This window comes from Massilia sp. 05N420, from assembly GCF_056397205.1.
Genome location: NZ_JBFTMX010000046.1, coordinates 1 through 25110, shown reverse-complemented (window position 1 = coordinate 25110; position 25110 = coordinate 1). Strand labels below are relative to the sequence as shown.

The following is a 25110-nucleotide window of genomic DNA, read 5'->3' as shown; positions in this document are numbered from 1 at the left end:
CAGCGGACCCTGCTGACTCTAGCAAGCCATGCATCCCGCATGTTGTGGAAGCACAAGCGCCCCGCCAGGCTCGGCCGTCGTGCCTTGCGGCATAATCCCGACTTTGAAGTGGCATCGAACAGGAGAATCAAATGAAAGCCGTCGTCTGCAAGGCGTGGGGCCCACCGGACAGCCTGGTGGTGGAAGAACGTGCGGACCTGGTTCCGGCAGCGGGACAGGTGGTGGTCGACGTGAAGGCGGCCGGCGTCAACTTCCCGGATGTGCTGACCGTGCAGGGCAAGTACCAGGTGAAGCCGGAACTGCCCTTCACCCCGGGCAATGAATTTGCCGGCATCGTGCGCGCGGCCGGCGACGGCGTCACCGCCTGGAAGCCGGGCGACCGCGTGATCGGCTTCACCCGCACCGGCGCCTTCGCCGAGCAGGCCCTGGCCCCGAGCGAGATGCTGATGCCGATGCCGTCCGACATGGACTTCGACGTCGCCGCCGCCATCACCCTCACCTACGGCACCTCGCACCACGCGATCGTCGACCGCGGCGCCCTGCAGCCCGGCGAGACCATGCTGGTGCTGGGCGCGGCCGGCGGCGTCGGTCTGGCGGCGATCGAGATCGGCAAGGCCCTCGGCGCACGTGTGATCGCGGCCGCCTCCAGCCCCGAGAAACTGGCGGTGTGCAAGGCCCACGGCGCCGATGTCCTGATCGACTACAGCAGGGAAGACCTGCGCGAAGCGATCAAGGCGGCCACCGGTGGCAAGGGCCCGGACGTGGTCTACGATCCGGTCGGCGGCGTCTACAGCGAGCCGGCGCTGCGCTCGATCGCCTGGCGCGGACGCCACCTGGTCGTCGGATTTGCCAACGGCGAGATCCCGAAGCTGCCGTGGAACCTGATGCTGCTGAAAGGCGCCTCGGTGGTCGGCGTGTTCTGGGGCGACTTCGTGCGCCGCGAGCCGCAGGCGAACCTGGCGGCGATGCGCCAGATGCTGGGCTGGATGGCGGAAGGCAAGTTGCGTCCGCTGGTATCGCGCCGCTACGCGCTGGCCGATACCGCAACGGCATTGAACGACATGGCCGAACGCAAGGTCACGGGCAAGGTCGTGATCGTACCGGGAGAAGGAAAATGAGCAAGGACGAACAATTGAACCCGGACGGCCTGGCCGCCCTGCGCGCCCGCTTCGAGCAGCAGTCGCGCAAGGCCCAGGCCTATTACACGGCCATGCACGCGGTGCGCGCCGTGCTCGGCGGCGACGATGCGGCCGGCGCCTGGATGGAGGCGCCGCTCGCCGCATTCGAGGGCCGTACGCCGGCCCAGCTGGTGAACGAGGGCCGCCTGGACGAGCTGCTCGCCCACGTGCGCACCCTCAAGGCCTGAGGGCTCGCGCCATCGCTTAATCTGCCGGGGCCGCCTCGCGGGCCCGGCCTTCGCGCTGATGCAGCCCGGCGGCGCGCTTTTCCCAGTAGTGGGCGTTGGGAATGCCCAGCGCCACCGGATCGAATTCCGGATCCTTCCCGAGCGCCTTCTGCGCCTCGTAGTCGCGCAGGCACTTGAAGGCGGTGTTGTGCATCAGCAGGATGGCGACGATGTTCAGCCAGGCCATCAGGCCCACGCCCAGGTCGCCCATCGCCCAGGCGACGTCGGCCGTCTYCACCGTGCCGTACACGGTCGCGCCGATGATTACGACCTTCAGCAGGAAGTTCATCCAGGGACGCGGCGTGTGGCGGTTGATGTAGGCGATATTTGTTTCGGCGATGTAGTAGTAGGCGACGATGGTCGTGAAGGCGAAGAACAGCAGGGCCAGCGCGACAAAGATCGAACCGAAGCCCGGCAGCACGTTTTCCAGCGCAGTCTGCACATAGCCGGGACCGGCCGCCACACCCCGCACACCCTGGTAGATGTGGCTGCCGTCGGCGCGTTCGACGTTGTACTGGCCGGTAATCAGGAGCATGAAGGCGGTGGCCGAGCACACGAACAGGGTGTCGATATACACCGAGAAGCCCTGCACCAGGCCCTGCTTGGCCGGGTGGCTGACCTCGGCGGCCGAGGAGGCGTGCGGGCCGGTGCCCTGTCCCGCCTCGTTCGAATACACGCCGCGCTTGACGCCCCACTGGATCGCCATGCCGATGATGGCGCCGAAGCCGGCGTCCAGGCCGAAGGCCGAGCTGAAGATCAGCTTCATCACATGCGGCAGCTGGCCGATGTTCAGGAAGATGATGACCACGGCCACGATGATGTAGGCCAGCGCCATGAAGGGCACGACGATCTCGGCGAAGTGGGCGATGCGCTTGACGCCGCCGAAGATGATGAAGCCGAGCACGATTGCCAGGCCGGCGGCGGTGACGTTCGGGTCGATGCCGACCGCGGTCCTGAGGCCGTCGGCAATCGAGTTCGCCTGCACGCCGGGCAGCAGCACGCCGGTGGCCACCACGGTCACGGCCGCGAACAGCCAGGCATACCATTTCATGCCCAGGCCCTTCTCGATGTAGAAGGCCGGACCGCCGCGGTATTCGCGGTTGATCTGTTCCTTGTAGACCTGGCCCAGGGTCGATTCGACGAAGGCCGAGCTGGCGCCCAGGAAGGCGACCGCCCACATCCAGAACACGGCGCCGGGGCCGCCGAAGGTGATGGCGGTGGCGACGCCGGCGATGTTACCGGTGCCGACCCGGCCCGCCAGGGTCATCGCCAGCGCCTGGAAGGAGGACACGCCCTGTTCAGAGCTCTTACCTTCCATCATCAGCCGCGTCATCTCGCGCATGTGGCGGACCTGCAGGAAGCGCGAACGGACCGAAAAATACAGTCCGGCGCCCAGGCAGAGGGCAATCAGGGCCGGGCTCCAGACGTAGCCGTTGATGGCGTTGACCAACTCATTCATCGATAATGTCCTCCTTGGAGTGAAGTCGCTTACAAAGTTGTATATGCAACAATTTCCAAGAAGATACCCGAAGCGCCTGAACCTGCCTATCACTTTTTCCGCCGGGCGCGGCGCCTGCTATGATGACGTCATCATGTGCGTCAATTACCGCCCTCCCCTCCCCGAGCAGCTGGACATGGTCCTCGGCACCCTGGTCGACTTGTACAAGGACTGGGACTGGCCCACCGAAACCTGGAAAGACTACCTGGCGCCCATCGTGCGCTCGGATGCGAACAACCAGCGCATGCTGAGCCTGGCCAGCTACGGCATGGTCCCGCGCCGCCACATCCCGGCCGGCGTGAAGGTCTTCGATACGATGAATGCGCGCGCCGAGTCGATCGGCGAGAAGCGTTCCTTCGCGCCGGCCTGGCACCGCACCCAGCTGTGCGCGGTGCCGATGACCTGCTTCTACGAACCGAACTACGAAAGCGGAAAAGCCGAGCGCTTCGGCATCGGCATGGCCGACGAGGCGCCCTTCTTCGTGGCCGGACTGTGGCGCGAGTGGCGCGAGATGGACGGCAAGGTGGCGACCTCGTTTACCCAGATCACCATCAACGCCGACGAACACCCGCTGATGAAGCGCTTCCACAAGCCGGGCGACGAGAAACGCGCGCTGGTGGTGCTGCCGCCCGAGGACGTGGATGCCTGGCTGGCCTGCCGCGATCCGGAACTGGCGCGCAGCTTCCTGCGGCATTATCCGGCCGAGCGGATGAAGGCATGGGCGGCGCCGGCGGCGCCGCGGGCGAAGAAGGTGGTGGTGCCGGAAACGGGGTCGCTGTTCTGACGCCACGCGTGGGCACGGCCTGCCCACGTTTCACATCAAGCGTCCGGTGTCGGCTGCTTGAAAAAATCGATCACGTCCGCCTGCACCCGCGTACGGCGGAACGGCGGCAGGCTCTGCCAGATGCGGCGGCCGTAGGGCTTGCTGATCACGCGCGGGTCGCACAGCATCAGCACGCCGCGGTCGTCGACGTCGCGGATCAGGCGCCCGGCGCCCTGCTTCAGGTTGATGATCGCTTCCGGCAGCGTGTGGTGGACGAAGCCGTTCATGCCCTTCTTTTCCATCACCTCGATGCGCGCCGCCAGCACCGGATCGTCCGGCGGGGCGAAAGGCAGCTTGTCGATGATGACCAGCGACAGCGCCTCGCCGCGCACGTCCACGCCTTCCCAGAAGCTCTGGCTGCCCACCAGCACGGCGTTGCCGGCGCTGCGGAAGGAATCCAGCAGCTCGGTGCGGCCACGCTCGCCCTGCACGAACAGCGGGAATTCCAGGCCGCGCGCGGCGAATTCCTCGCGCAGGCGCTCGGCCACGCGGTTCACCGCGCGGATCGTCGTGCACAGGAAGAAGCAGCGTCCGCCGGCCGCCTCGATCACCGGCAGCGCCATGTCGACCACCGCGTCGGTGTAGCCGAAGGTGTTCGGTTCCGGCAGGCCGGTCGGCACGTACAGGATGCCCTGCTCCTGGTAGTTGAAGGGGCTGGGCCAGGTGCGCGCCGGCTCGCCGGTCATGCCCATCTGCGACGTGAAATGCTTGAAGTCGCTCTTCACGGCCAGGGTGGCCGAGGTGAAGATCCAGCTGCGCGGCGTGCTTGCGCGCTGGCCGGCGAAGATCGGCGCGATCGACAGCGGGGTCTTGTGCAGCTGCAGCGAGGACGAGAAGGCCTCGACCCACAGCACCGCGTCGGCGCCGCCGAACTCGTTGTAGTTAGTCTTATCCTTGTCCTTTTCCTTCGGATCCTTCTTGACCGGGGCCTGCTTCCAGCCCTTGAAGTTTTCCAGCAGTTCCACCGCGCGCCCGCGGCACTGCTCGATGGTCTCGGCGCGCTCGGCGTTTTCTTCGAGTACGTCGACCATGCCTTCCAGTTCTTCCTTCAGCTTGTCCAGGGCCGGGAAGAAATCCGAACTCGGCGGAATCTGCGGCAGCGACAGGCGGGTGCCGCCTTCCGGGAAGGTCAGGCGCAGGTCGCGCGCGGCCTTCTCGACCACCATCACGACCTTGGCCCAATCCGGGCCGCCGCGCGCGTGGGCGAGGCCTTCGGCCAGCACGTCGCGGCACAGTTCCAGCGCCTGGGAAGTCGACACCGTGGTGCCGAAGAACAGGGTTGCGACTTCCGGCAGCTGGTGGGCCTCGTCGAAGACGATGGTGTTCGCCGACGGCAGCAGTTCGGCCATGCCGCCTTCTTTCAGCGCCACGTCGGCGAAGAACAGGTGGTGGTTGACCACGACCACGTCGGCCTGCTGGGCCTCGCGGCGCGCCTTCATCACGAAGCAGTCCTGGTAGTACTGGCATTCCTGGCCGACGCAGTTTTCGCGAGTCGAGGTGACCAGGTTCCACACGGACGCCGTCTCGGGCACCTTGGCCAGCTCGGCCTTGTCGCCCGAGTTGCTCATCTTGATGAAGCGCGAGATCTCGCGCAGGTGGCCGACGTCGTCGCGCGAGGTCAGGCGGCCGTTCTGCAGCGTGCGCTCGAGGTGGTAGTGGCAGACGTAGTTGGCGCGGCCCTTCAGCAGGGCCACCGAGACCGGCGCGCGCAGGGCCTGGCGCACGTTCGGGATGTCGCGCGAGAACAGCTGGTCCTGCAGGTTCTTGGTGCCGGTCGAGATGATGGTCTTGCCGCCCCACAACAGGGCCGGCACCAGGTAGGCGAAGGTCTTGCCGGTTCCCGTGCCGGCCTCGGCGATGAGTGTGCCCTGGTTGCCGATGGCGTCGGCGATCGCCTTCGCCATCTCGGTCTGGGACTGGCGCGGCCTGAAGCTGCCGACGGCGGGCGCGAGCGGGCCGTTTGGGCCGAAGATGCGGTCGATCTCGGCGTCGTATTTACCCGGCGCGGCAGGTGCATGAGACTCGGCGCCGGACTCGGCGGACGAATCGGCGGGAGGCGTTGCGGCGGCGTCGGCAGGAGTGGCCTCGGCATCGAGGCCGGGCATGGGCAGGTGATCGGTCAAAGTCGTCGGAAAGGGTAAAACTGCCAGCTTACGCCGGCACGTCCGGCACCAACTGCATTTTCAGCAAAGTGATGTGATCCTTCAGCTGCAGCTTGCGCTTCTTCAGACGGCGCAGCTGCAACTGGTCGGAATGGCCGTCGCGGGTCAGCATGTCGATGACAGCGTCGAGGTCGCGATGTTCCACGTCGAGTTCAATAATACGGCGATGGATCTCCTGGACGTCGATCATAGTGGACATTTCCGAACTAAAGGGCTGATGTTGGGTGGGAAGACGCGAATCGTCGTGATTCTTCGTTACGGCTTGCAACTGTAGTTGCAACTGTAGTGCAAACCAGTGCATAGTTTAATCTACGCCGACGTTGCCGCCAACAAAGATCGGCACGCCGGTATCGGAAAGCCACGTTTATGAGTTCATACAAGTTAGAAGCGGGAACCGCGCAGCACATCGGCAACCGTCCGCAGCAGAACGACCGGGTCGCCCTGATGACGGGCGCCCGCGCTCCCGGATACGTGCTGGCGGTGCTGTCCGACGGCATCGCCGGCGCGGCCGCTTCGGAACAGGTGTTGCACACGGCCAAGCAGGTGTTCGACCTGTTCAAGCCCGGTGACGGTCCCGCCGTCGAGCGTTTGGAGCAACTGCTGCGCGACATCGTGCAGGAGACTCACCTGGTCATCAAGATGAACGCGATCAGCCATCAACTCGATGCCCACGCCAGCTTCGTCGGCCTGATCCTGAGCCCGCACGGCGAAGCCGTCTGGGCGCACGTCGGCGACTCCCGCCTCTACCACTTCCAGAACGGCGCCTGCCTGGCGCGCACCGGGGACGCGGCCTATATCGAACACCTGGTCTCGAGCGACCGCCTGCCGCTCGACGCGGCAAAGAACCACCGGAAGTCCAAGCTGCTGCTGAATGTGCTGGGCAATGCCCGCAAGGATCCTTACGTCACCGTCGGCCGCCATACGGGCCTGGCCGCTGGCGACGTCTTCCTGCTGGCGTCGGACGGCTTGTGGCACTTCTTCACCGATGCCGAACTGGGCGCCGCGACCTCGCGGGCGACGCCGCGCCAGGCGGCCGAGATGCTGATCAACAAGGCGGGCGAACGCGCCCAGGGCAAGGGCGGCAATTGCACGATGGCGATCGTCAAGCTGGTGCAGCCGCCCCAGGAAGTGGGTAATTACACGGTGCAAAAGCTCAGGCGCGCCGTGTGACCCAGGGTGGGCACGGTGTGCCCACCCTAGCCTTACTGCGCCGGGGTCGGGGTCGGCGCTTTGGCCGCCTTGGCCTTGTCTTCCTCGGCTTTCTTCGCCTTCGCCGCCCGTTCCGCCTTCTTGCGCGCGACTTCGCGCTGGCGCTCCTCCGACTCGGCCTTGCGGCGTTCGAAGTCGCGCACGCTCTGGGCGCGCTTCGATGCGTCGGCGGCGTCCTTGGCCTGGGCGGCCTTCAGGCGGGCGTCGCGCTCGGCGATGCGGCCCGGCGCGGTGGGCGCACGCGGCGGCGGCGCTTCCTCGACGGTTTTCGGCGGCCGCGGCGGTTCGGTGGCCATGCGGGCTTCCTCTTCGCGGTAGCGCTTGTCGGCATCAAGCAGCTTGCGGTCGCGCTCGTCGACCGCGGCCTGGCGCTTGAAGCGCTCGGCCTGCACCTCGATCGCGCGCTGGGCCGCCAGGGCGCTGCGGCGCTGCTCCTTGGCTTCGTCCAGGCAGCGGTTCACGAAGAACTTGTCGTAGCAGACCCGCTCGCGCTCGGCGAAGCGGGACTCGATGATCGCGCGTTCGCGGACCACGGCGGCCAGTTGCTGGTCGGCCTGGTCCACGGAGCTGACCGGCGGCGGCGGCACTTCGCGCGGCGCCGGGCGGTTGGCGGCGCAGGCGGCCAGCAGGGCGCACAGCAGGGCTCCCTGGGCGCCAAGGACGGCGCGGCGCATGAACGGATGAGCTTTCATCTTCTTTTTTTCCTTTAGGCGAGCGAGTCGGCAGCGCCGCGGCGCTCGGCCACCATGTATTCGCGCGATTGCATCTCAATGATACGCGACACCGTGCGATGGAACTCGCCCGCCATCGCGCCTTCCGTGTACAGCTGCTCCGGCGCCACCTCGGCCGACATGATCAGCTTGACCTTGTGGTCGTAGAAGACGTCGATCAGCCAGGTGAAACGGCGCGCCGCCGAGGACATCGACGCCGACATGCGCGGGATGCCGGACAGGATCACGGTGTGGAACTGGCTGGCCAGCTCCAGGTAGTCGTTCTGCGAGCGCGGGCCGTTGCAGAGGGTCGCGAAATCGAACCAGATCACGCCGCCCGCGCGCCGCAGTGCGCGCAGCTCGCGCTGTTCGATGTGCACCACCGGGCTTTCGTCGGCGGTGTCGGCGATCTTCGCGTAAGTCTCGCGCAGTGCGTGGTCGCTGGCCGCGTTCAGCGGCGTGTAATAGGCCTGCACCTGCTCCAGCGTGCGGTGGCGGTAGTCGATGCCGGCGTCGACGTTCATCACGTCCAGCTTGTCCTTCAGCAGCGCGATGGTCGGCAGCATGCGGTCGCGATGCAGGCCGTCCGGATACAGCTTGTCCGGATCGTAGTTCGAGGTCATCACGAAGGACACGCCGTTGGCGAACAAGGCGGACAGCAGGTTGTACATGATCATCGCGTCGGCGACGTCGTTGACGTGGAATTCGTCGAAGCAGATCAGGCGGTATTTCTTGGCGATGCGCTTGGCGACCTCGATCAGCGGGTCTTCCATGCCTTTCAGCTCGTCGAGCTGGCGGTGCACGGCGCGCATGAATTCGTGGAAGTGCAGGCGGGTCTTGCGCACCACCGGTACCACCGAATAGAAGCTGTCCATCAGGAAGGACTTGCCGCGCCCCACCCCGCCCCACATGTACACGCCCTGCGGGACGTCGGGACGGTTGATCAGGCGCTTGAAAGCGGACGACCGCTGGGCCTTGTAGTGGACCCAGTCGTCGTACGCCTGCTGGAGCCGGTCTACCGCGCGCTGCTGGGCCGCATCGGACTTGAAACCGCGCTCGGTCAGCGCGTGCTGGTAATACTCTTGGACGTTCATGGAATACCGGTGGATTAACGCAGCGTGGGCAGCGTTTCGGGCTAGATGCCCGAAGCGCAAAGTGCCCACCCTACGGATGCCGACGGCCGGCATGCAGGGTGGGCAGCCGTGCCCACGTCACGTGTATTGCTTAGAAGTTCAGCGAACGCTTGTCGACGGCGAGCGCGGCTTCCTTGGTCGCTTCGGACAGGGTCGGGTGAGCGTGGCAGATGCGGGCGATGTCTTCGCTTGATGCCTTGAACTCCATCGCGACCACGGCTTCCGAGATCAGCTCGGAAGCGACCGGGCCCACGATGTGGACGCCCAGGATCTCGTCGGTGGCCGCGTCGGCGATCACCTTGACCATGCCGGTGGTGTCGCCCAGCGCGCGCGCACGGCCGTTGGCCATGAACGGGAAGGTGCCGGCTTTATACGCCACGCCATCCTTCTTCAGCTGCTCTTCGGTGCGGCCGACCCAGGCGATTTCCGGCGAGGTGTAGATCACCCACGGAATCGTGTTGAAGTTGACGTGGCCGTGCTGGCCGGCGATGCGCTCGGCAACCGCGACGCCCTCTTCTTCCGCCTTGTGCGCCAGCATCGGGCCGCGCACGACGTCGCCGACTGCCCAGATGCCCGGCACGCCGGTGCGGCACTCGTCGTCGACGGCGACGAAGCCGCGCTCGTCGAGCTGCAGGCCGACGGTCTCGAAGCCCAGGCCGATGGTGTTCGGCACGCGGCCGATCGAGACGATCAGGCGGTCGAATGTCGCGGTCTGTGCGGCGCCGCTGGCATCGGCATATTCCACGGTGACGCTGTTGTCGCCCTTGGTGATGTTACCGATCTTCACGCCCAGGTGGATGTCCAGGCCCTGCTTGGCGAAGGCCTTCTGCGCTTCCTTGGCGATCTGCTGGTCGACCGCGCCCAGGAAGGCCGGCAGGCCTTCCAGCACGGTGACCTTGGCGCCGACACGGCGCCACACGGAACCCATTTCCAGGCCGATCACGCCGGCGCCGATCACACCCAGCTTGGCCGGGACGGCGTCGATGGCCAGTGCGCCGGTGTTCGACAGGACGAGCTTCTCGTCGAACGGGGTGCCCGGCAGTTCGCGCGGGTTCGAGCCGGTGGCGACGATCACGTTCTTGGCGGTGATGGTGTCGTTGGTCGGGCCAGTGACGTTGATCGTGAAGCCTTCGCCTGCCTTGCCGGCGAGGGTGCCGCGGCCGTGGAAGAAGGTGWCCTTGTTCTTCTTGAACAGGTAGACGATGCCGTCGTTGTTGGCCTTGACCACGCCATCCTTACGCTTCAGCATCTGGGCCAGGTCCAGCTCCAGGCCCTGCACGTTGATGCCGTGCTCCTTGAAGGCGTGGCCGGCGTGCTCGAAGTGTTCCGACGATTGCAGCAGCGCTTTCGACGGGATGCAGCCGACGTTGGTGCAGGTGCCGCCCAGGGCCGGACCACCCTTGGCGTTCTGCGCCTCGTCGATGCAGGCGACTTTGAAGCCCAGCTGGGCAGCGCGGATGGCGGCCACGTAGCCGCCGGGGCCGCCGCCGATCACGACGACGTCAAATTGTTTTTCGGTGCTCATTATTCAATCCTTTTATTGGCCACTCATCCGTCGTTCCCGCGAAGGCGGGAACCCAAGTTCTGCTTGAACTATCGATACGCATACAAACTTGGATCCCCGCCTTCGCGGGGACGACGAGCTGGCAATTATTCTTCCGGTACGAAGATCCACAGCAGCAGGTAAATCACCGCCCCGAACCCGAACGTCAGGGTGAACAGCGCGAAGACCAGCCGCCACACCCACGATTCCACACCCGAGGCCTTGGCCAGGCCGCCGCATACGCCGCTGATCCAGCGGTCGGTGCGCGAGCGGCGCAGGGTGTTGAGCTCGTCGGCGAAGCTGCCGTTGCCGCTCGATGCGGTGCCCTTGTTCAGGTTCACCGTCGACGAGGACAGGATCTTCGCCTTGGCCTGTTCGAATTCGGCGTCGGTCAGGGCGCCGGCCTGGTGCAGCTCGTGCAGGCGCTTGATTTCATCGGCAATCATGGTGACTCCCTTCCATCATTCAACAGCACAAAATACACCGGGCCTTCGGCCCTTTCCGACCCGCGGGTGATTACAGGTCCAGCAGCAGGCGGGCCGGATCTTCCAGCGCGTCCTTCATGGCCACCAGGCCCAGCACGGCTTCGCGGCCGTCGATGATGCGGTGGTCATAGGACATGGCCAGGTAGTTCATCGGACGGATCACGATCTGACCGTTCTCGACCACGGCGCGGTCCTTGGTCGCGTGCACGCCCAGGATCGCCGACTGCGGCGGGTTGATGATCGGGGTCGACAGCATCGAACCGAAGGTGCCGCCGTTCGAGATCGAGAAGGTACCGCCGGTCAGGTCTTCCAGGGTCAGCTTGCCTTCCTTGGCTTTCTGGCCGAATTCACCGATCTTCTTCTCGATTTCGGCGATCGACATCTGGTCGGCGTTGCGCAGGATCGGCACCACCAGGCCGCGCGGCGAACCGACGGCGATACCGATGTCGAAGTAGCCGTGATAGATGATGTCGTTACCGTCGACCGAGGCGTTCAGGATCGGGTACTTCTTCAGCGCGTGCACGGCGGCCTTGACGAAGAAGGACATGAAGCCCAGCTTGACGCCGTGTTGCTTCTCGAAGTTGTCCTTGTACTTGGCGCGCAGGTCCATGACCGGCTTCATGTTGACTTCATTGAAGGTGGTCAGGATCGCGTTGGTCGACTGCGACTGCAGCAAGCGCTCGGCGATACGGGCGCGCAGGCGGCTCATCGGCACGCGCTCTTCCGCACGGTCGCCCAGGTTGGCCGGGGCCGGGGCAGCGACTTGCTGCAGGGCCGGCTTGGCGGCTTGCTGCTGCAGCGGTGCCGGAGCGGCCGGCGCAACGCCTTTGTTGGCGACGGCGGCCAGGGCGTCGCCCTTGGTCACGCGGCCGTCACGGCCGGTGCCGGTGGCGTCGGCGGTGCTCATGTTGTTGTCGGCCAGGATCTTGGCGGCGGCCGGCATGGCGACGTCGCCTTTCGAGCCGGTGGATGCGGAAGCCTGCGGTGCCGGTGCGGCGGCCGGTGCGTTGGCGACCGGCGTCGAGCTGATGCCGATCGGGCTGGTCTGGGCCGATGCTTCGGTATCGATGATGGCGATGGTCTCGCCCGAGACGACGGTGGCGCCGTCGGCCTTGATCAGTTGCACGATCACGCCTGCGTTCGGGGCCGGCAGTTCCAGGACCACCTTGTCGGTTTCGATGTCGATCATGTTCTCGTCGCGCGAAACGGCTTCGCCGACTTTCTTGTGCCAGGACAGCAGGGTCGCTTCAGCAACCGATTCCGACAGTTGGGGGACCTTGACTTCGATTTGTGCCATTTAAAACTCCGTTATTTATTCTTTGCGAAAACCCCGCGCCGTCTGAAACGGCGCGGGGTGCTCATGGGCTTGCGATCTACCGATCTATTACTTGGTCAAAATGAAGCCCTTGAGCTTCGAAAACGCGGTTTCCAGCAGTTCCTTCTGCTGCGCCACGTGCTTGTCGGCGTAACCGACGGCAGGCGACGCGGAAGCCGGACGGCCGGYGTACGACAGGCGCTGGCCCGATTCCATGCTTTCGAAGAGGTTGTGCTGGATCTGGAACCACGGGCCCTGGTTCTGCGGCTCGTCCTGGACCCACACCACTTCGGTCGCGTTCGGGAACTTCTTCAGTTCGGCGACGAAAGCCTTGTGCGGGAACGGATACAGCTGCTCGATACGCACGATCGCGGTGTCGTTCGCATTGCGGGTCTTGCGGGTGTTGACCAGGTCGTAGTAGACCTTGCCCGAGCAGACCAGCACGCGCTTGACCTTGTTGGCGTCGATCTTGTCGTCCAGTTCGCCGATCACGGTCTGGAAGCCGCCCTTGGCCAGGTCGGTCAGCGGCGAGCCGGCGTCCTTGTTACGCAGCAGCGACTTCGGCGTGAAGATCACCAGCGGCTTGCGGAACTGGCGCACCATCTGGCGGCGCAGCAGGTGGAAGATCTGGGCGGCGGTGGTCGGCTGCACGACCTGCATGTTGTGGTCTGCGCACAGCTGCAGGAAGCGCTCGATGCGTGCCGACGAGTGCTCCGGACCCTGGCCTTCGTAGCCGTGCGGCAGCATCAGCACCAGGCCCGAGGCGCGGCCCCACTTGACTTCGCCCGACGCGATGAACTGGTCGATCACGACCTGGGCACCGTTGACGAAGTCGCCGAACTGGCCTTCCCAGATGGTCAGGGTGTTCGGCTCGGCGGTCGAGTAGCCGTATTCGAAGCCCAGCACCGCTTCTTCCGACAGCACGGAGTCGATGACGGTGAAGTTGGCCTGGTTGTCCGACACGTTCGCCAGCGGCAGGTAGATACCCTGGTCCCAGCGCTCGCGGTTCTGGTCGTGCAGCACGGCGTGGCGGTGCACGAAGGTGCCGCGGCCGGCGTCCTGGCCCGACAGGCGGACGGCGTAGCCCGACGACAGCAGCGAAGCGTACGCCAGGTGTTCGCCCATGCCCCAGTCGAGGTTCATCTCGCCCTGGCCCATCTTGGCGCGGTCGCCCAGCACCTTCTCGACCAGCGAGTGCAGCTTGAAGTTTTCCGGCACGGTGGTGATGCGCTGCGACAGGCGCTTCAGCTCGGTCAGCGGCACGGCGGTGTCGGCGGCGTCGGTCCACTTCTTGTTCAGGAACGGCGCCCAGTCGACGGCGTACTTGTTCTTGAAGTCGGTCAGGACCGGATCGATGGTGTGCTTGCCGGCGTCCATGGCGTTGCGGTACTCGGCCACCAGCTGGTCGCCGCCGTCCGCGGCGATGGTGCCCTGCGCAGCCAGCTTGTCCGCGTACATCTTGCGGGTGCCCGGGTGCTTGGCGATCTTCTTGTACATCAGCGGCTGGGTCAGGGCCGGGGTGTCCTGCTCGTTGTGGCCCAGCTTGCGGTAGCAGACGATGTCGACCACGACGTCCTTATGGAACTCGGTGCGGTAGTCCATCGCGATCTGGGTGGCCAGCACGACGGCTTCCGGATCGTCGGCGTTCACGTGCAGCACCGGTGCTTCGATCATCTTGACCACGTCGGTGCAATAGATGGTCGAACGGGCGTCGCGCGGGTCCGAGGTGGTGAAACCGATCTGGTTGTTGATGACGATGTGGACGGTACCGCCGGTGCCGTAGCCGCGGGTCTGGGCCAGGTTCAGGGTTTCCATGACCACGCCCTGGCCGGCGAATGCGGCGTCGCCGTGCACCAGGATCGGCAGCACTTCCTTGCCCTTGCGGTCGCCGCGGCGTTCCATGCGCGCCTTGACGGAGCCTTCCACGACCGGATTCACGATTTCCAGGTGCGACGGGTTGAACGCCAGCGACAGGTGGACCGGGCCGCCCGGGGTCGAGATGTCGCTCGAGAAGCCCTGGTGGTATTTCACGTCGCCTGCCGGCAGGTCGTCGGCGTGCTTGCCTTCGAATTCTTCGAACAGCTCGGACGGGGCCTTGCCCAGGGTGTTGACCAGCACGTTCAGGCGGCCGCGGTGGGCCATGCCGATCACGATTTCCTGCACGCCCTGCTCACCGGCGCGCTGGATGACTTCGTCCATCGAGGCGATGAAGGACTCGCCGCCTTCCAGCGAGAAACGCTTGGCGCCGACATACTTGGTGTGGAGGTAACGCTCCAGGCCTTCGGCCGCGGTGAGGCGCTCGAGGATGTGCTTTTTCTTTTCTGCGGTGAAGCTCGGGGTCGAACGGAGCGATTCCAGCTTTTCCTGCAGCCAGCGCTTCTCGGTCGGGTCGCTGACGTACATGAACTCAGCGCCGATCGAACGGCAGTAGGTATCGCGCAACATGTTCAGCAGGTCGCGCAGCGATGCGTCTTCCTTGCCGAAGTAGGTGTTGCTGATGTTGAATTTGGTGTCGAGGTCGGCTTCGGTGAAACCGTAGAAGGCGGGGTCCAGCTCCGGGATCGGCGGGCGCTCCTGGCGCTGCAGCGGGTCCAGGTTGGCCCAGCGGGAACCGAGGTAGCGGTAGGCGGCGATCAGCTGGGTGACCGACACGCGCTTGCGGCCGAGTTCGGCATCCGGGGAGGCGCTGACGGTGCGGATCGGACCTTGCTTGGCACGTTCGGCGAAGGAGGCAATCACGGAGGAGTGATCCACGTCCGGCTTGGCGGTACCGTCGACGGCGGGCATGTGCTGCATCGCGTCGAAATAGGCGCGCCAGTTATCCGGCACCGAGCCCGGGTTGTTCAAATATGCTTCGTACAACTCTTCAACGTACGGCGCATTACCGCCGAACAGATACGAGTTGGCTTCGTATTGTTGCATCATTCTTGCTCACCTTTCTTCGCGCTTCGCGAGTTTGGGGCGGGTTAGTCTAACCTTCCGCGACACGGCCTGACCGGTTAGCGGATCGCACTTACTACTCAAGTTGTGGGGGAAGGACTCTACAAGCGGGACATTTGCGGTGGATCAATGCAGCAGATCATCGCCGCGTGCTGCCAATTTGCGCACGACATTGTAACGCAAGCGGCCCAGCACGACAGCGAGGAGAGTTGTTTTTATTTGTTACTGTGTGGCATCGAGTGTGCCATCTCAGCGGCCGAGTTGACCAGCTAAATGATAATCGTTATCATTTGCCCATGCATACGACCAGCTCTCCTCAATCCAGCCAGCCATCCGCCTCCCTTCCCGGCCCCGGCCGCGCAGTCTGGCTGCGCCAGCTGCACCAATGGCACTGGATCAGTTCCGCCATCTGCCTGATGGCGATGCTCCTGTTCAGCATCACCGGCTTCACACTGAACCACGCCTCGCAGATCGAGGCGAAGCCGCAGGTCACGCGCCAGAAAGCCGCGCTGCCGGCCCCGCTGCGCGAACGCCTGGCAGCCTTCGCCGAAAGCCATGCCGACGCCAAGCTGCCGCTGCCGGATGAGGTGGCACGCTGGGCCAACCAGGCCTTCCCGGTCGACGTGCGCGGCCTGGACGCCGAATGGAGCGAAGAGGACGCCTACGTCGCCCTGCCCCGCCCGGGCGGCGACGCCTGGCTGCGCATCGGCGTCGACGGCCAGGCCGAATACGAGAAGACCGACCGCGGCTGGATCTCCTGGCTCAACGACATGCACAAGGGCCGCAACGCCGGCGCCGTGTGGAGCTGGTTCATCGACATTTTCGCCGGCGCCTGCCTGGTGTTCTGCATCACCGGTTTCCTGATCCTGAAATACCACGCCGCCAACCGGCCCTCGACCTGGCCGGTGATCGGCTTCGGCATCGTCCTGCCGATCGTGCTGGCCCTGCTGTTCGTTCACTGAGTTTGCTTCCTACCAACTACGAAAGAAAGTCCATGAAACTGTCCCGATCGCTCGCGCTGACGCTGCCGCTGGCTCTGCCCCTGGTATCGAACGGCGCGATGGCCGCCGACCTGACCGTCAAGTTCGAACTGCCGCAGCTGAACGTGGCCGAGTACCACAAGCCCTATGTAGCGATCTGGATCGAGCGCGCCGACCAGGGCGTGGCCTCGCCCCTGGCGGTGCTGTACGACGTCAAGAAGAAGGACAACGCCGGCACCAAATGGGTCAAGGACCTGCGCACCTGGTGGCGCAAGGCCGGCCGCGACGTCGAGCTGCCGATGGATGGCGTGTCCGGCGCGACCCGCCCGGCAGGCCTGCAGACCATGAACTTCTCGACCGCCAGGGCCGGCCTGGACAAGCTGCCGGCCGGCGACTACAAGCTGGTCATCGAGGCCGCGCGCGAAGCCGGCGGCCGCGAACTGGTGCGCGTGCCCTTCACCTGGCCCGCCAAGGGCAAGCTGGCCGCGAGCAGCTCGGGCAAGGAAGAGCTGGGCGCGGTATCGATCTCGGTCCAATAAGGAGGCAGCATGCAAGCCCGATTCATGAAACAGTTCGTCATCGCCGCCGCCCTCGCCGGCATCGCCTGCGCCGCCCAGGCCCACCGTCCGTGGATGCTGCCGACCAGCACCTTCATCGAGACCGAGCGCGAAGCCTGGGTCACGATCGACGGCGCCGTCTCGGAAGGCCTGTTCAACGTCGACCACATGCCGCTGCGCATGGATGGCCTGACCGTCACCGATCCGGACGGCCAGACCGCGCCCGCCCCGGCCGCCACGGTCGGCAAGTTCCGCTCCAGCGTCGACCTCAAGCTGCCGAAGGACGGCACCTACCGCATCACCCTGGCCGCGACCAACGTCATGGGCAGCTACAAGCTGAACGGCGAGATGAAGCGCTTCCGCGCCACCGAACAGACGGCGGACAAGGAGATCCCGGCCGGCGCCACCGAGGTCAAGCGCACCACCATGGTCCAGCGCCAGGACACCTTCGTCACCCTGAACAAGCCGAGCAACGGCGCCCTCAAGCCGCTGGGCACCGGCCTCGAAATGGTGGCCGTCACCAATCCGACCGAGCTGCGCGCCGGAGAGAAAGCCACCTTCCGCTTCCAGCTGGACGGCAAGCCGCTGCCGAACTTCCCCTTCAGCCTGATCCCCGGCGGCGTCAAGTACCGCGGCACGATCAACGAAGCGCGCCTGAGCACCGACGCCAAGGGCGAAGCCAGCTTCACGCTGCCGGCGCCGAACATGTACTGGCTCAGCGCCAAGTATCCGGCAACTGAGCCGGCGAATGCGCCGCGCGGCCCGGGCGCGGAAGGCCCGGCGGACGCCAAGCGCTACAGCTACTCGGCGACCCTCGAAGTCCTGCCGGAGTAAGCGGTCCAGCATGCGCGCCGTTCTCGTTCCGCTGGAGATCGACCCGGTCCTGCCCGAAGCCGGCAGCCGCCCGCACGGGCTGGCCGGCACCTCGATGGGCACCGACTGGTCGGCCCGGATGCTGCTGCCTCCCGGCGTCGATGCCGAATTGCGGGGCGTCCTGCAGCAGGAGCTGGACGAGATCGTCGCGCAGATGAGCCACTGGGACGGCGGCTCCCTGCTGTCGCGCTACAACCGCGCGCCGGCGGGCAGCTGGCATCCGCTGCCGCAGCAATTCTTCGCGGTGATGGACTACGCGCTGTCGGTGCATGAGGACAGCGGCGGCGCCTACGACCCGGCCGCGGGCGCGCTGGTGAACCTGTGGGGCTTCGGCCCGACCGGCCGCTACGATCAGGCCGGCTTCTACGCCCCGGCCCACGAAGCGGTCGCCGCCGTGATCGCCCGGCGCCGGGACCAGCAGCCGCGGCTCGACCGCGAAGGCCGGCGCCTGTACCAGCCGGGCGGCGCCATCCTCGACCTGTCCTCGGTGGCGAAAGGCTACGCGGTCGACTGCCTGGCGCAGCGCCTGCAAGCGCTGGGCGTGCGCCACTACCTGGTCGAAGTCGGCGGAGAACTGCGCGGCGCCGGCGTCAAGGCCGATGGCCAGCCCTGGTGGGTCGAGCTGGAAGGCGTGCCCGATACCGCCGGCGCCGGCGCAAACGTAGCGCAATCGGTGGTGGCGCTGCACGGGCTCGCGGTCGCCACGTCCGGCGATTATCGCCGTTACTTTCACCATGCGCGCCGGCGCGCCTCGCACACCCTGGATCCGCGCACCGGCGTCCCGATCGACAACGGCGTCGCCTCGGTGACGGTGCTGGCGCCGACCTGCATGGCGGCCGACGCCCTCTCGACGGCGCTGACCGTGATGGGCCTTGCGGCCGGCCTGCCCTACGCCGAACAGCGCGGCCTGGCGGCCAGCTTCCTGCTGCGCACCGACGAGGGCCTGCGCGAAATCGACACGCCGGCCTGGCGCGCGCTGCTGCAATGAACATGATGACGATCGAACCGCTGCGCTGGGGCAGCGCCCTGCTGCTGTCCAGCGGCTACCTGGCGATGTGCGCCGCGTATTTCCGCGCGGCCCGCGCCCGCACCAGGGCAAGCGCCGCGCCGGCCGATTGGCTGGTCGTCTACGCGAGCCAGACCGGCAGCGCCGAAGTCCTCGCGCGCCGCAGCGCCGAGCTGCTCGCCACCGGCGGCCTGGCGGCGCGCGCGGCCTGCATCTCCAGCCTCGACGAAGCAGGCCTGCGCGGCGCGACGCGCATCCTGTTCATCGCCAGCACCTACGGCGAAGGCGACGCCCCCGACACCGCCGCCCGTTTCGCCGCCCGCCTGATGGCCGAGGGCGTCGATCTGCCCCACCTGCACTACGCCGTGCTGGCCCTGGGCGACCGCAGCTACGCCAACTTCTGCGGCTTCGGCCGCGCCCTCGACGCCTGGCTGGCGCAGGCCGGCGCCACGCCGCTGTTCGACCGCATCGAGGTCGACCGCGGCGCCGCGAAGGCGCTGGAAGATTGGCAGCACCACCTCGGCCGCCTGGCCGGCACCATCGACGCCCCCGACTGGGAAGCGCCGGCCTACGCCGACTGGCGCATCACCGAACGCGAGCTGCTGAATCCAGGCAGCCTGGGCGCTCCCCTGTACCGCCTGGCGCTGGCGCCCGTGGACGGCCAGCTGCCCGCCTGGGAAGCCGGCGACCTGGCCCAGGTCAGCGCCCCGGCCGACCCCGGGCACCCGCGCGAATACTCGATCGCATCCATCCCATCCGACGGCCGCCTGGAACTGCTGGTGCGCCTGCAAAGGCACGAGGACGGCAGCCCCGGCGCCGCTTCCGGCTGGCTGTGCGAAAGCGCGGCGTCCAGCGATGCGATCCGCCTGCGCATCCGCGAACACGCGCGCTTCCGCCTCGGCGACAACGCGCGCCGGCCCATGCTCCTGATCGGCAACGGCAGCGGCCTGGCCGGCCTGCGCGGCCTGCTGCGCGCCCGCGTCAAGCTCGGCGTGAGGGAAAACTGGCTGCTGTTCGGAGAGCGCAACAACGCCCACGACTTCCTGCTGCGCGGCGAACTGGAAGGCTGGCGCGAATCCGGCTGGCTGCAGAAGCTGGACCTGGCGTTTTCGCGCGACCAGCAGGAGCGCCTGTACGTGCAGGACGCGCTGCGCGCCCAGGCGCCTTTCGTGCGCGAGTGGATCGAACGCGGCGCGGCGATCTATGTGTGCGGCAGCCTGCAGGGCATGGCGGGCGGCGTGCACGACGCGCTCGGCGGCATTCTCGGCCAGGAGCTGCTCGAGCAGCTGGGCGCCGACGGCCGCTACCGGCGCGACGTGTACTGAGCGCTATATCGGGCGCTCAGGCCCACAGCTTTTTCCACCAGCCGGTCTTCGGCCTGGCCCGCAGGTCCTTCAGCTCCTGGAACGGGACCGCATCGAATGCGGCGTCGGTCTCGGCGTAGTGGAAGCCGCCGAACTCCTTCGCGAGGATCAGGGGGATGTCCGCCAAAAAGTAGCCGTCCAGGTCCTCGCTGTCTTCCGGCGTGACGTTCGCCAGCAGTTCCTGGAAGCGCGGCGGCAGCTCGCCTTCGTGGCCGAACTCGTACGGGTCTTCGCTGCCGGCAAAATAGACCTGCCAGATCCGCCTGCCGTCCCGCCACAGTTCGGACATCGCCCAGGACACGTGCTCCTCGACCGAGCAGGCCAGCGCTTCGCAGCCCGCCGACAGCCGGGCCATGCTGTCGGCCTCGATGATGCGGTGCGCGCAGTCGAGGGCCGCGACCATCTGGGCGCCGCCGGCCAGGGGATGCGCGGCGATATCGGTCTCGAGGATGTCGCAGTCTCTCCCCGTCGGCGCCAGGTCGAGCCTGGCCAGGATGGTGTCCGCATCGAGTCCCTTGACCGCGACCCACGCCAGCGAAATACCCATGATGTCCCTATCCTTATCAGCCTGGAATCCGGACAAGCTTATCAGGACGCGGCGGCGCGAAATGCGCGCTTTGTCACGTGCGGCGGGGCCAATCACGTGCCAACAAGCTGACTTTTCGTCCTACTCTTCCCACCTGACGGGAACGTTCAGCACTTCGCGCTCGTTCCACGCCTGGACCATCGCGGACACCACCGCCGGCTTCGCGGACGCCGCCGTGATCGGCCTCGTGTACTGCAGCGTCTGGGTGTAGTACCGGTATCCCGGGCCCAGGCGCTCCGCGACCAGCCGGCTGGCCTTCCGGCCGGCTTCGCCGTCCAGGACGCGCACCTGGACCACGGCGGCGCCCGCCGCGAGGACGATGCCGATGACCAGCGGGATGCGCGCGCTGTGCACGGGCCGGCCGGCGCGTACCCGTGCCGCCAGCAGCAAGGGGTGGCTCAGGGCGCCCGCCGCGACGCCCATCATCGCCATCCAGAGCAGCCATGGAATGCAACTCAGGGCGAACGGAATCGGGTACAGGCGGATCTGGGTGAGCGTCAGGCTGGCGGGGACGACGACGAAAGGCAGGATCGGCCCAAGCAGCATTCCGCCGATCACCAGCAGCGCCAGCCAGCGCACGACGGCATGCACCTTCAGGCCGCCGAACAGGATCAGGAGTCCGGCCAGGATGCCGACGATCCTGAAATTGATCATGCCCGGCGGGGCAGACAGGCCCCCGTAGGCCAGGTCGGCGATGCCGAGTCCGATGACGCACCAGCCCGCGCGCCGCGCGATCCAGCGGGAGTCCTGCGGCGGCGCCGTTTCGTTCATAGCTTCACCTCGAGATTCACCCCCACTCGCACGGACGCCGGATTGAAGCTGGTCTGGCGCGAGGTGCCCGATACATCCCGGTAGTAGCGGTCCGAGGCGCTGTCCTGGCCGAGGATGTTGTTGGCCGACAGTCGCAGCTGGTAGCGCGGATTGAACTTGTACAGCAGGTAGGCGTCGAGGTCGCGGCGCGACTGCTGGTACTGGAACTGGCCGTCGGAGATGCGCACCCAGCCGCCCTTCTGCCAGGACAGGCTGCTGCCCATGGTCAGGTCGCCCTTGCGGTAGTCGATACCTGCGGTGGCCGACATCGGGGTCTGGCCGTCGAGGCGGTTGCCGGGGCCGGGCACGGCAGAAACGTGCGACCAGTTGCGGCTGAAGCTTGCGCGCAGGTCGAAGCCGCCGAGGGCGGCGGCCAGCAGCTTGCCGGGGGCCTTGGCTTCCAGCTGCAGCGAGCGCACCAGAGCGTCGCCGTCGTTGACCGGGCGGTAGACCCAGCGTCCGTCCGCATCGAGGTCAAGGCGGGTACGGATATAGTCCGAGATGGCGCGTCGCGACACGCTCGCCGAGAACATCGCGCCGTCCTTCAGGAAGTGCTCGTAGCTGAGGTCGATGCCGTTCGCCAGTTCGGGACGCAGGTCCGGATTGCCGCCGGAGTCGGCGTCGAAACGGGTGTTGACCGGGGTTTCGAAGCGGCGCGCGGTGAGCTGCCCGACCTCCGGCGCTTTATACGTGCGGGTCAGGGCCAGGCGCAGCTGGCGTCCGCTGTCGCCGGGGAATTTATACAAGGTCTGGGCCACGGGGCTCAGCACGTGGTTGCGCGATTTCGTCGACAGTCTGCCGGTGCCCGGCTCGGTGGCTTCGCTGTCGGTCTGCACGCCTTCCCAGCGCGCACCGAGGTAGACCGAGAGCTGCTTGTCGATGCTCCACTCGTCCTGCACGAAGCCGGCCAGGCGCGTGATCTTCGGTTCGAAGGTCTCGACGCTGTGGGTCGGTGCGTCCTGGTTCAGGCGGTCGTTGCGGTTGCGGACTTCGTCGCTGGCCTGCACGCTCGTATCCAGGCCGGCCGCCAGCGAGTGGCCGTCGAACAGCGAGCGCGTGTACTTGCCGCGCAGGCTGGTGCGGCGGCCACGATTGACGGTGTTCCAATCGCGCAGCAGGCTCCCGGCGTGACCGGCGGTGTACAGGTCGGTCAGCGAATCGCTGTAGTTGCGGCTGCGCTCGCCCGATACCTTGAGGTCCAGCTTGCCGCCGGCGATCTTCGCGATCCAGCCTAGCTCCATCTGTCCCATCCAGCCGCCCGACGGCGTCGCGCTCAGGGTCTCGACATAGTCCGGATTGCCGAAGCTGCCGACCAGGTTGTCGTTCAGGCTGCGCCCGCCCCAGTTCATGCGATTCGCATGCACCATGCCCGACAGGTTCAGCTCGTCGCCATCCGGGAACTTCCAGTTCAGGCGCGGGGACAGCACGGCGCCGCGGTAGCTGCCGCCACCGTCGTAGCGCGAGGTGCGCGATTGCGTCACCTGCCCGGACGGCAGCGTGAACAGCTCGCTGCCGGTCGAATGATTGTCGTTGTCGCCGCCGTACAGGCCGATGTAGGTGAAATACGAGAGCTTGTCGATCTTGTCGGCCAGGTTCATGCCGACGTTCGCGTTACGGCTTTGCTGCGAACGGAAGCCTGACAGGCGCAGGTCGTGCACCGCCTTCGAGGTCACCTTCTTCAGCACGATGTTGATGGTGCCGGCGATTGCCTGCGTCGAATACTCGGCGCTGGCGGCGCGGATGATCTCGATGCGCTCGATCTGGTCGGGCGTCAGCGCATCCATGTTGAAGCCTGGCGGCGGGCGGTCGCCGTTGACCAGGATCTGGGTGTAGCCGGCGCCCAGGCCGCGCATGCGCAGGGTCTTGCCGGTCACGGTCACGCCGGGCGCGCGTTTGAGGACGTCGTAGATATTGTCGTCGCCGTACTTGCGGATCTCCTCCGCGTTCATGACGGTCTTGCTGGCCGTGTCGTCGCGGCGCGGATCGTAGTCGCTGGCCGCGCCCTTCACCTCGACGGTCGAGATCTTGCCGTCCTTTTTCGGTGGCGCCTCCTTGGCGGGCACAGGTTCGGCCGCAGTCTGCGTCGATATGGCCGGCTGGGCCGCGGTCTGGGCCAGCGCGGCGGCCGGCAGGGTCGACAAGGCGAGGTGGACGGCGGCGGCGAGACGGCGATGCTGGAAGATCATGAAGGGCTGGGCGGAGTTACTGAACAGCCCGTCACGATAGCAAATGCATGGCGCTTAAATTACGCCAATTGTCACAATGCACTATTTGTTGCGGCTGGTCCGTTCAGCGCACGCAGCTGACGTAGGCGATGCCGACGTCGGGCCGGTCGGTTGCCACGCCGGTGGACAGGTCGACCACCATGTGGCTTGCGGTCGTGGAACTCGTGGGCATGGCCGATGACCAGGTGGCGCCAAGGCTCCAGCCCTGCCCGGCGAGGACGCCGGACTGCTGCAGGGCGATCAGCTGGTCCGCGGTCGGCAGCTTCCATCCGGTCGCGCCGCCGATCGTGGACGTGGTGCAGAAATTGCCCGCATTGCTGAAGTTGTCGACGTTGCTCACGCCCATCCAGGCAAAGCCGCCGAAATGCACCACGGCAGCGCCCGACGTCGGCGGGACGCACTGGTTGTTGCTCAGGACCGCCGGCGCGACGCAGGTCGGCACCACGGCGCAGGCGCCGTTGACGACCGCGCTGCCGGCGCCGCAATCGACCTTGCTGACGGTGAGCGTGGTGCTCGCCGAGGTCGGGCCAAAGCTGCCGATGCTCGGCTGGGAGGCGGTGATCGTGGTCTCGCCCGGGCCCTTGATGGTCACCAGGGTGCCGGCGATGGTGGCGACCGCGGCGTTACTGCTGGTGAAAGTAAAGGCGGCCGGGCTCCGCGAGGACGGCGGCACGATGTCGAAAGCCGGATCGGTTTCCTTCTTGGTGATGGCCGCGAACGGACCCAGTGGCGGACCCTGGTCCGGATCGCTGCACGCTGCCATCAGGCACATCATCAAGAGCAAGCCAACGATCCGCTTCATCATTCCCCCGTCATGGTCAAATTGAACGACTGGCACAGTAACAAATTTCACTGTCCGAAAATGCGTGCTTTGTCACGCGTGCGCGGGCAGGCCCGGCTTCAATGGCGTGCGGCCTGTGCCGCGTCAATCTTCACCAGGTAGCGGCTCATCGATGCTAATGAGCGGGTGGTTTGCCGTCAATCGAATCCGACGACTCGCCATTCCCGCGAAAGCGGGGACGACGGGGATTGATGCTTGCCTTAGAATGAACTGTCGCCAACCTTTTTTAACGCCTTGAAAATCTCGATCGGCCATCGCCTGTTCGCCTCCGTCCTGCTCGCGATCCTCGCGGTGGCGGCGGGTGCCGTCTATCTGCTGCGCCAGAACGTGCTGGCGGGCTTTGGCGATTACGCCGTCGGGATCGAACTCGATCGCCTCGACGAGCTGTCCGGCGCGCTGGCACGCCAGTACCGCGGCCACGGCGACTGGCGCTTCCTGCCCGCGCCGGACGGCCGGCGCCAGTGGATCGCGCGCGAGCTGGAACGCCTGCAGCGCGAACGCGAAGCCGCAGCCCTGGCGCCGCCGGCCGCACCGCCTGCTCCGGCAACACCAGCCGTGCCGGCCGCGGTACCGGCCAAGGCCGCGCGGCCGGCGCCGACTTCCCTCCTCTCCCCACCCGCGCCGCCGGCACCGCCCGCACCGCCC

22 protein-coding genes and 1 pseudogene are annotated in these 25110 nt (G+C 66.5%); 10 read left to right on the top strand and 13 right to left on the bottom strand.

Translation table 11 applies throughout. From position 1 onward, the window contains the following. The first annotated feature begins 131 nt into the window (after positions 1 to 131). Together AC1DIX_RS23275 and AC1DIX_RS23270 are read left to right on the top strand one after the other, a co-directional pair. Entirely contained in the window at positions 132 to 1118 is a 987-nt protein-coding gene (locus AC1DIX_RS23275) for an NADPH:quinone oxidoreductase family protein (RefSeq protein ID WP_477327770.1), read from the top strand. Further along, positions 1115 to 1366, top strand: coding sequence for an MbcA/ParS/Xre antitoxin family protein (locus tag AC1DIX_RS23270; protein ID WP_477327768.1), 252 nt, complete (start codon positions 1115 to 1117; stop codon positions 1364 to 1366). Before AC1DIX_RS23275 ends, AC1DIX_RS23270 begins: the two co-directional genes overlap by 4 nt. A gap of 16 nt (positions 1367 to 1382) precedes the next feature. On the opposite strand, the gene AC1DIX_RS23265 is transcribed toward AC1DIX_RS23270, so the two are convergent. Continuing rightward, positions 1383 to 2864, bottom strand: coding sequence for an alanine/glycine:cation symporter family protein (locus AC1DIX_RS23265; RefSeq protein WP_477327766.1), 1482 nt, complete (start codon positions 2862 to 2864; stop codon positions 1383 to 1385). A gap of 133 nt (positions 2865 to 2997) precedes the next feature. On the opposite strand from AC1DIX_RS23265, the gene AC1DIX_RS23260 reads away from it, so the two are divergent. Further along, positions 2998 to 3687 carry an SOS response-associated peptidase gene (locus AC1DIX_RS23260; RefSeq protein ID WP_477327764.1) on the top strand — a complete coding sequence of 230 codons (690 nt, stop codon included), beginning with the start codon at positions 2998 to 3000 and terminating at the stop codon, positions 3685 to 3687. A gap of 35 nt (positions 3688 to 3722) precedes the next feature. Here AC1DIX_RS23260 and AC1DIX_RS23255 read toward each other — a convergent pair whose 3' ends face one another. After that, entirely contained in the window at positions 3723 to 5831 is a 2109-nt protein-coding gene (locus AC1DIX_RS23255; RefSeq protein WP_477327762.1) for an ATP-dependent DNA helicase, read from the bottom strand. A gap of 46 nt (positions 5832 to 5877) precedes the next feature. Beyond that, positions 5878 to 6078 carry a YdcH family protein gene (locus AC1DIX_RS23250; protein WP_442121906.1) on the bottom strand — a complete coding sequence of 67 codons (201 nt, stop codon included), beginning with the start codon at positions 6076 to 6078 and terminating at the stop codon, positions 5878 to 5880. Between the two features lie 176 nt (positions 6079 to 6254). Here AC1DIX_RS23250 and AC1DIX_RS23245 point away from each other — a divergent pair, with 176 nt between their 5' ends. Then, positions 6255 to 7058 carry a PP2C family protein-serine/threonine phosphatase gene (locus AC1DIX_RS23245; protein WP_477327760.1) on the top strand — a complete coding sequence of 268 codons (804 nt, stop codon included), beginning with the start codon at positions 6255 to 6257 and terminating at the stop codon, positions 7056 to 7058. A gap of 32 nt (positions 7059 to 7090) precedes the next feature. Here AC1DIX_RS23245 and AC1DIX_RS23240 read toward each other — a convergent pair whose 3' ends face one another. From AC1DIX_RS23240 to AC1DIX_RS23215, 6 genes are all read right to left on the bottom strand, one after another. Continuing rightward, entirely contained in the window at positions 7091 to 7789 is a 699-nt protein-coding gene (locus tag AC1DIX_RS23240) for a hypothetical protein (RefSeq protein ID WP_442121908.1), read from the bottom strand. Between the two features lie 14 nt (positions 7790 to 7803). Further along, positions 7804 to 8901 carry a cell division protein ZapE gene (gene zapE, locus AC1DIX_RS23235; protein ID WP_442121909.1) on the bottom strand — a complete coding sequence of 366 codons (1098 nt, stop codon included), beginning with the start codon at positions 8899 to 8901 and terminating at the stop codon, positions 7804 to 7806. A gap of 130 nt (positions 8902 to 9031) precedes the next feature. Further along, a complete protein-coding gene (lpdA, locus tag AC1DIX_RS23230; protein WP_477327758.1) occupies positions 9032 to 10465 on the bottom strand; it encodes a dihydrolipoyl dehydrogenase in 1434 nt (477 codons plus the stop codon). Between the two features lie 125 nt (positions 10466 to 10590). Next, complete coding sequence (locus tag AC1DIX_RS23225) at positions 10591 to 10929, bottom strand: PspC domain-containing protein (RefSeq protein ID WP_442121911.1); 339 nt, start codon at positions 10927 to 10929, stop codon at positions 10591 to 10593. A 70-nt stretch (positions 10930 to 10999) separates the two neighbouring features. Continuing rightward, positions 11000 to 12265 carry a 2-oxoglutarate dehydrogenase complex dihydrolipoyllysine-residue succinyltransferase gene (gene odhB, locus AC1DIX_RS23220; RefSeq protein ID WP_477327756.1) on the bottom strand — a complete coding sequence of 422 codons (1266 nt, stop codon included), beginning with the start codon at positions 12263 to 12265 and terminating at the stop codon, positions 11000 to 11002. Positions 12266 to 12352: 87 nt separating this feature from the next. Next, positions 12353 to 15208, bottom strand: a complete 2856-nt coding sequence (locus tag AC1DIX_RS23215) for a 2-oxoglutarate dehydrogenase E1 component (RefSeq protein WP_477327754.1) — start codon at positions 15206 to 15208, stop codon at positions 12353 to 12355. A gap of 311 nt (positions 15209 to 15519) precedes the next feature. On the opposite strand from AC1DIX_RS23215, the gene AC1DIX_RS23210 reads away from it, so the two are divergent. The 5 genes from AC1DIX_RS23210 to AC1DIX_RS23190 are packed head-to-tail and all read left to right on the top strand — an operon-like array spanning position 15520 to position 19964. Next, positions 15520 to 16185 (top strand): PepSY-associated TM helix domain-containing protein, encoded by a 666-nt coding sequence (locus AC1DIX_RS23210; protein ID WP_477327752.1) that lies wholly within the window; start codon positions 15520 to 15522, stop codon positions 16183 to 16185. Positions 16186 to 16217: 32 nt separating this feature from the next. Next, positions 16218 to 16742: a DUF2271 domain-containing protein gene (locus tag AC1DIX_RS23205; protein WP_442121915.1), complete on the top strand. Its 525-nt coding sequence runs from the start codon at positions 16218 to 16220 to the stop codon at positions 16740 to 16742. A 9-nt stretch (positions 16743 to 16751) separates the two neighbouring features. Continuing rightward, a complete protein-coding gene (locus AC1DIX_RS23200; protein WP_477327750.1) occupies positions 16752 to 17594 on the top strand; it encodes a DUF4198 domain-containing protein in 843 nt (280 codons plus the stop codon). Between the two features lie 10 nt (positions 17595 to 17604). Further along, a complete protein-coding gene (locus AC1DIX_RS23195) occupies positions 17605 to 18621 on the top strand; it encodes an FAD:protein FMN transferase (RefSeq protein ID WP_477327748.1) in 1017 nt (338 codons plus the stop codon). Positions 18622 to 18623: 2 nt separating this feature from the next. Beyond that, positions 18624 to 19964 (top strand): sulfite reductase subunit alpha, encoded by a 1341-nt coding sequence (locus AC1DIX_RS23190; RefSeq protein ID WP_477327746.1) that lies wholly within the window; start codon positions 18624 to 18626, stop codon positions 19962 to 19964. A 16-nt stretch (positions 19965 to 19980) separates the two neighbouring features. Here AC1DIX_RS23190 and AC1DIX_RS23185 read toward each other — a convergent pair whose 3' ends face one another. From AC1DIX_RS23185 to AC1DIX_RS23170, 4 genes are all read right to left on the bottom strand, one after another. After that, positions 19981 to 20550, bottom strand: a complete 570-nt coding sequence (locus tag AC1DIX_RS23185) for a hypothetical protein (protein WP_477327744.1) — start codon at positions 20548 to 20550, stop codon at positions 19981 to 19983. Positions 20551 to 20670: 120 nt separating this feature from the next. Further along, the gene (locus tag AC1DIX_RS23180; protein ID WP_477327742.1) at positions 20671 to 21243 is read right to left on the bottom strand and encodes a hypothetical protein; all 573 of its coding nucleotides are present in this window, start codon (positions 21241 to 21243) and stop codon (positions 20671 to 20673) included. Between the two features lie 113 nt (positions 21244 to 21356). Further along, complete coding sequence (locus AC1DIX_RS23175) at positions 21357 to 23585, bottom strand: TonB-dependent receptor plug domain-containing protein (protein WP_477327740.1); 2229 nt, start codon at positions 23583 to 23585, stop codon at positions 21357 to 21359. Between the two features lie 103 nt (positions 23586 to 23688). Next, entirely contained in the window at positions 23689 to 24387 is a 699-nt protein-coding gene (locus tag AC1DIX_RS23170; protein WP_477327738.1) for a hypothetical protein, read from the bottom strand. Positions 24388 to 24699: 312 nt separating this feature from the next. On the opposite strand from AC1DIX_RS23170, the pseudogene AC1DIX_RS23165 reads away from it, so the two are divergent. Beyond that, positions 24700 to 25110 (top strand): annotated as a pseudogene (locus AC1DIX_RS23165) (hypothetical protein); the annotation flags it as partial.

Coding starts and splice junctions, on each gene's coding strand:
- AC1DIX_RS23175 (WP_477327740.1), bottom strand. CDS start 23,585: ATGATCTTCCAGCATCGCCGTCTCGCCGCCGCCGTCCACCTCGCCTTG.
- AC1DIX_RS23190 (WP_477327746.1), top strand. CDS start 18,624: ATGATGACGATCGAACCGCTGCGCTGGGGCAGCGCCCTGCTGCTGTCC.
- AC1DIX_RS23170 (WP_477327738.1), bottom strand. CDS start 24,387: ATGGCAGCGTGCAGCGATCCGGACCAGGGTCCGCCACTGGGTCCGTTC.
- AC1DIX_RS23205 (WP_442121915.1), top strand. CDS start 16,218: ATGAAACTGTCCCGATCGCTCGCGCTGACGCTGCCGCTGGCTCTGCCC.
- AC1DIX_RS23225 (WP_442121911.1), bottom strand. CDS start 10,929: ATGATTGCCGATGAAATCAAGCGCCTGCACGAGCTGCACCAGGCCGGC.
- AC1DIX_RS23240 (WP_442121908.1), bottom strand. CDS start 7,789: ATGAAAGCTCATCCGTTCATGCGCCGCGCCGTCCTTGGCGCCCAGGGA.
- AC1DIX_RS23250 (WP_442121906.1), bottom strand. CDS start 6,078: ATGATCGACGTCCAGGAGATCCATCGCCGTATTATTGAACTCGACGTG.
- AC1DIX_RS23260 (WP_477327764.1), top strand. CDS start 2,998: ATGTGCGTCAATTACCGCCCTCCCCTCCCCGAGCAGCTGGACATGGTC.
- AC1DIX_RS23195 (WP_477327748.1), top strand. CDS start 17,605: ATGCGCGCCGTTCTCGTTCCGCTGGAGATCGACCCGGTCCTGCCCGAA.
- AC1DIX_RS23245 (WP_477327760.1), top strand. CDS start 6,255: ATGAGTTCATACAAGTTAGAAGCGGGAACCGCGCAGCACATCGGCAAC.
- AC1DIX_RS23210 (WP_477327752.1), top strand. CDS start 15,520: ATGCATACGACCAGCTCTCCTCAATCCAGCCAGCCATCCGCCTCCCTT.
- AC1DIX_RS23180 (WP_477327742.1), bottom strand. CDS start 21,243: ATGATCAATTTCAGGATCGTCGGCATCCTGGCCGGACTCCTGATCCTG.
- AC1DIX_RS23200 (WP_477327750.1), top strand. CDS start 16,752: ATGCAAGCCCGATTCATGAAACAGTTCGTCATCGCCGCCGCCCTCGCC.
- AC1DIX_RS23270 (WP_477327768.1), top strand. CDS start 1,115: ATGAGCAAGGACGAACAATTGAACCCGGACGGCCTGGCCGCCCTGCGC.
- AC1DIX_RS23185 (WP_477327744.1), bottom strand. CDS start 20,550: ATGGGTATTTCGCTGGCGTGGGTCGCGGTCAAGGGACTCGATGCGGAC.
- zapE (WP_442121909.1), bottom strand. CDS start 8,901: ATGAACGTCCAAGAGTATTACCAGCACGCGCTGACCGAGCGCGGTTTC.
- AC1DIX_RS23275 (WP_477327770.1), top strand. CDS start 132: ATGAAAGCCGTCGTCTGCAAGGCGTGGGGCCCACCGGACAGCCTGGTG.
- odhB (WP_477327756.1), bottom strand. CDS start 12,265: ATGGCACAAATCGAAGTCAAGGTCCCCCAACTGTCGGAATCGGTTGCT.
- AC1DIX_RS23255 (WP_477327762.1), bottom strand. CDS start 5,831: ATGCCCGGCCTCGATGCCGAGGCCACTCCTGCCGACGCCGCCGCAACG.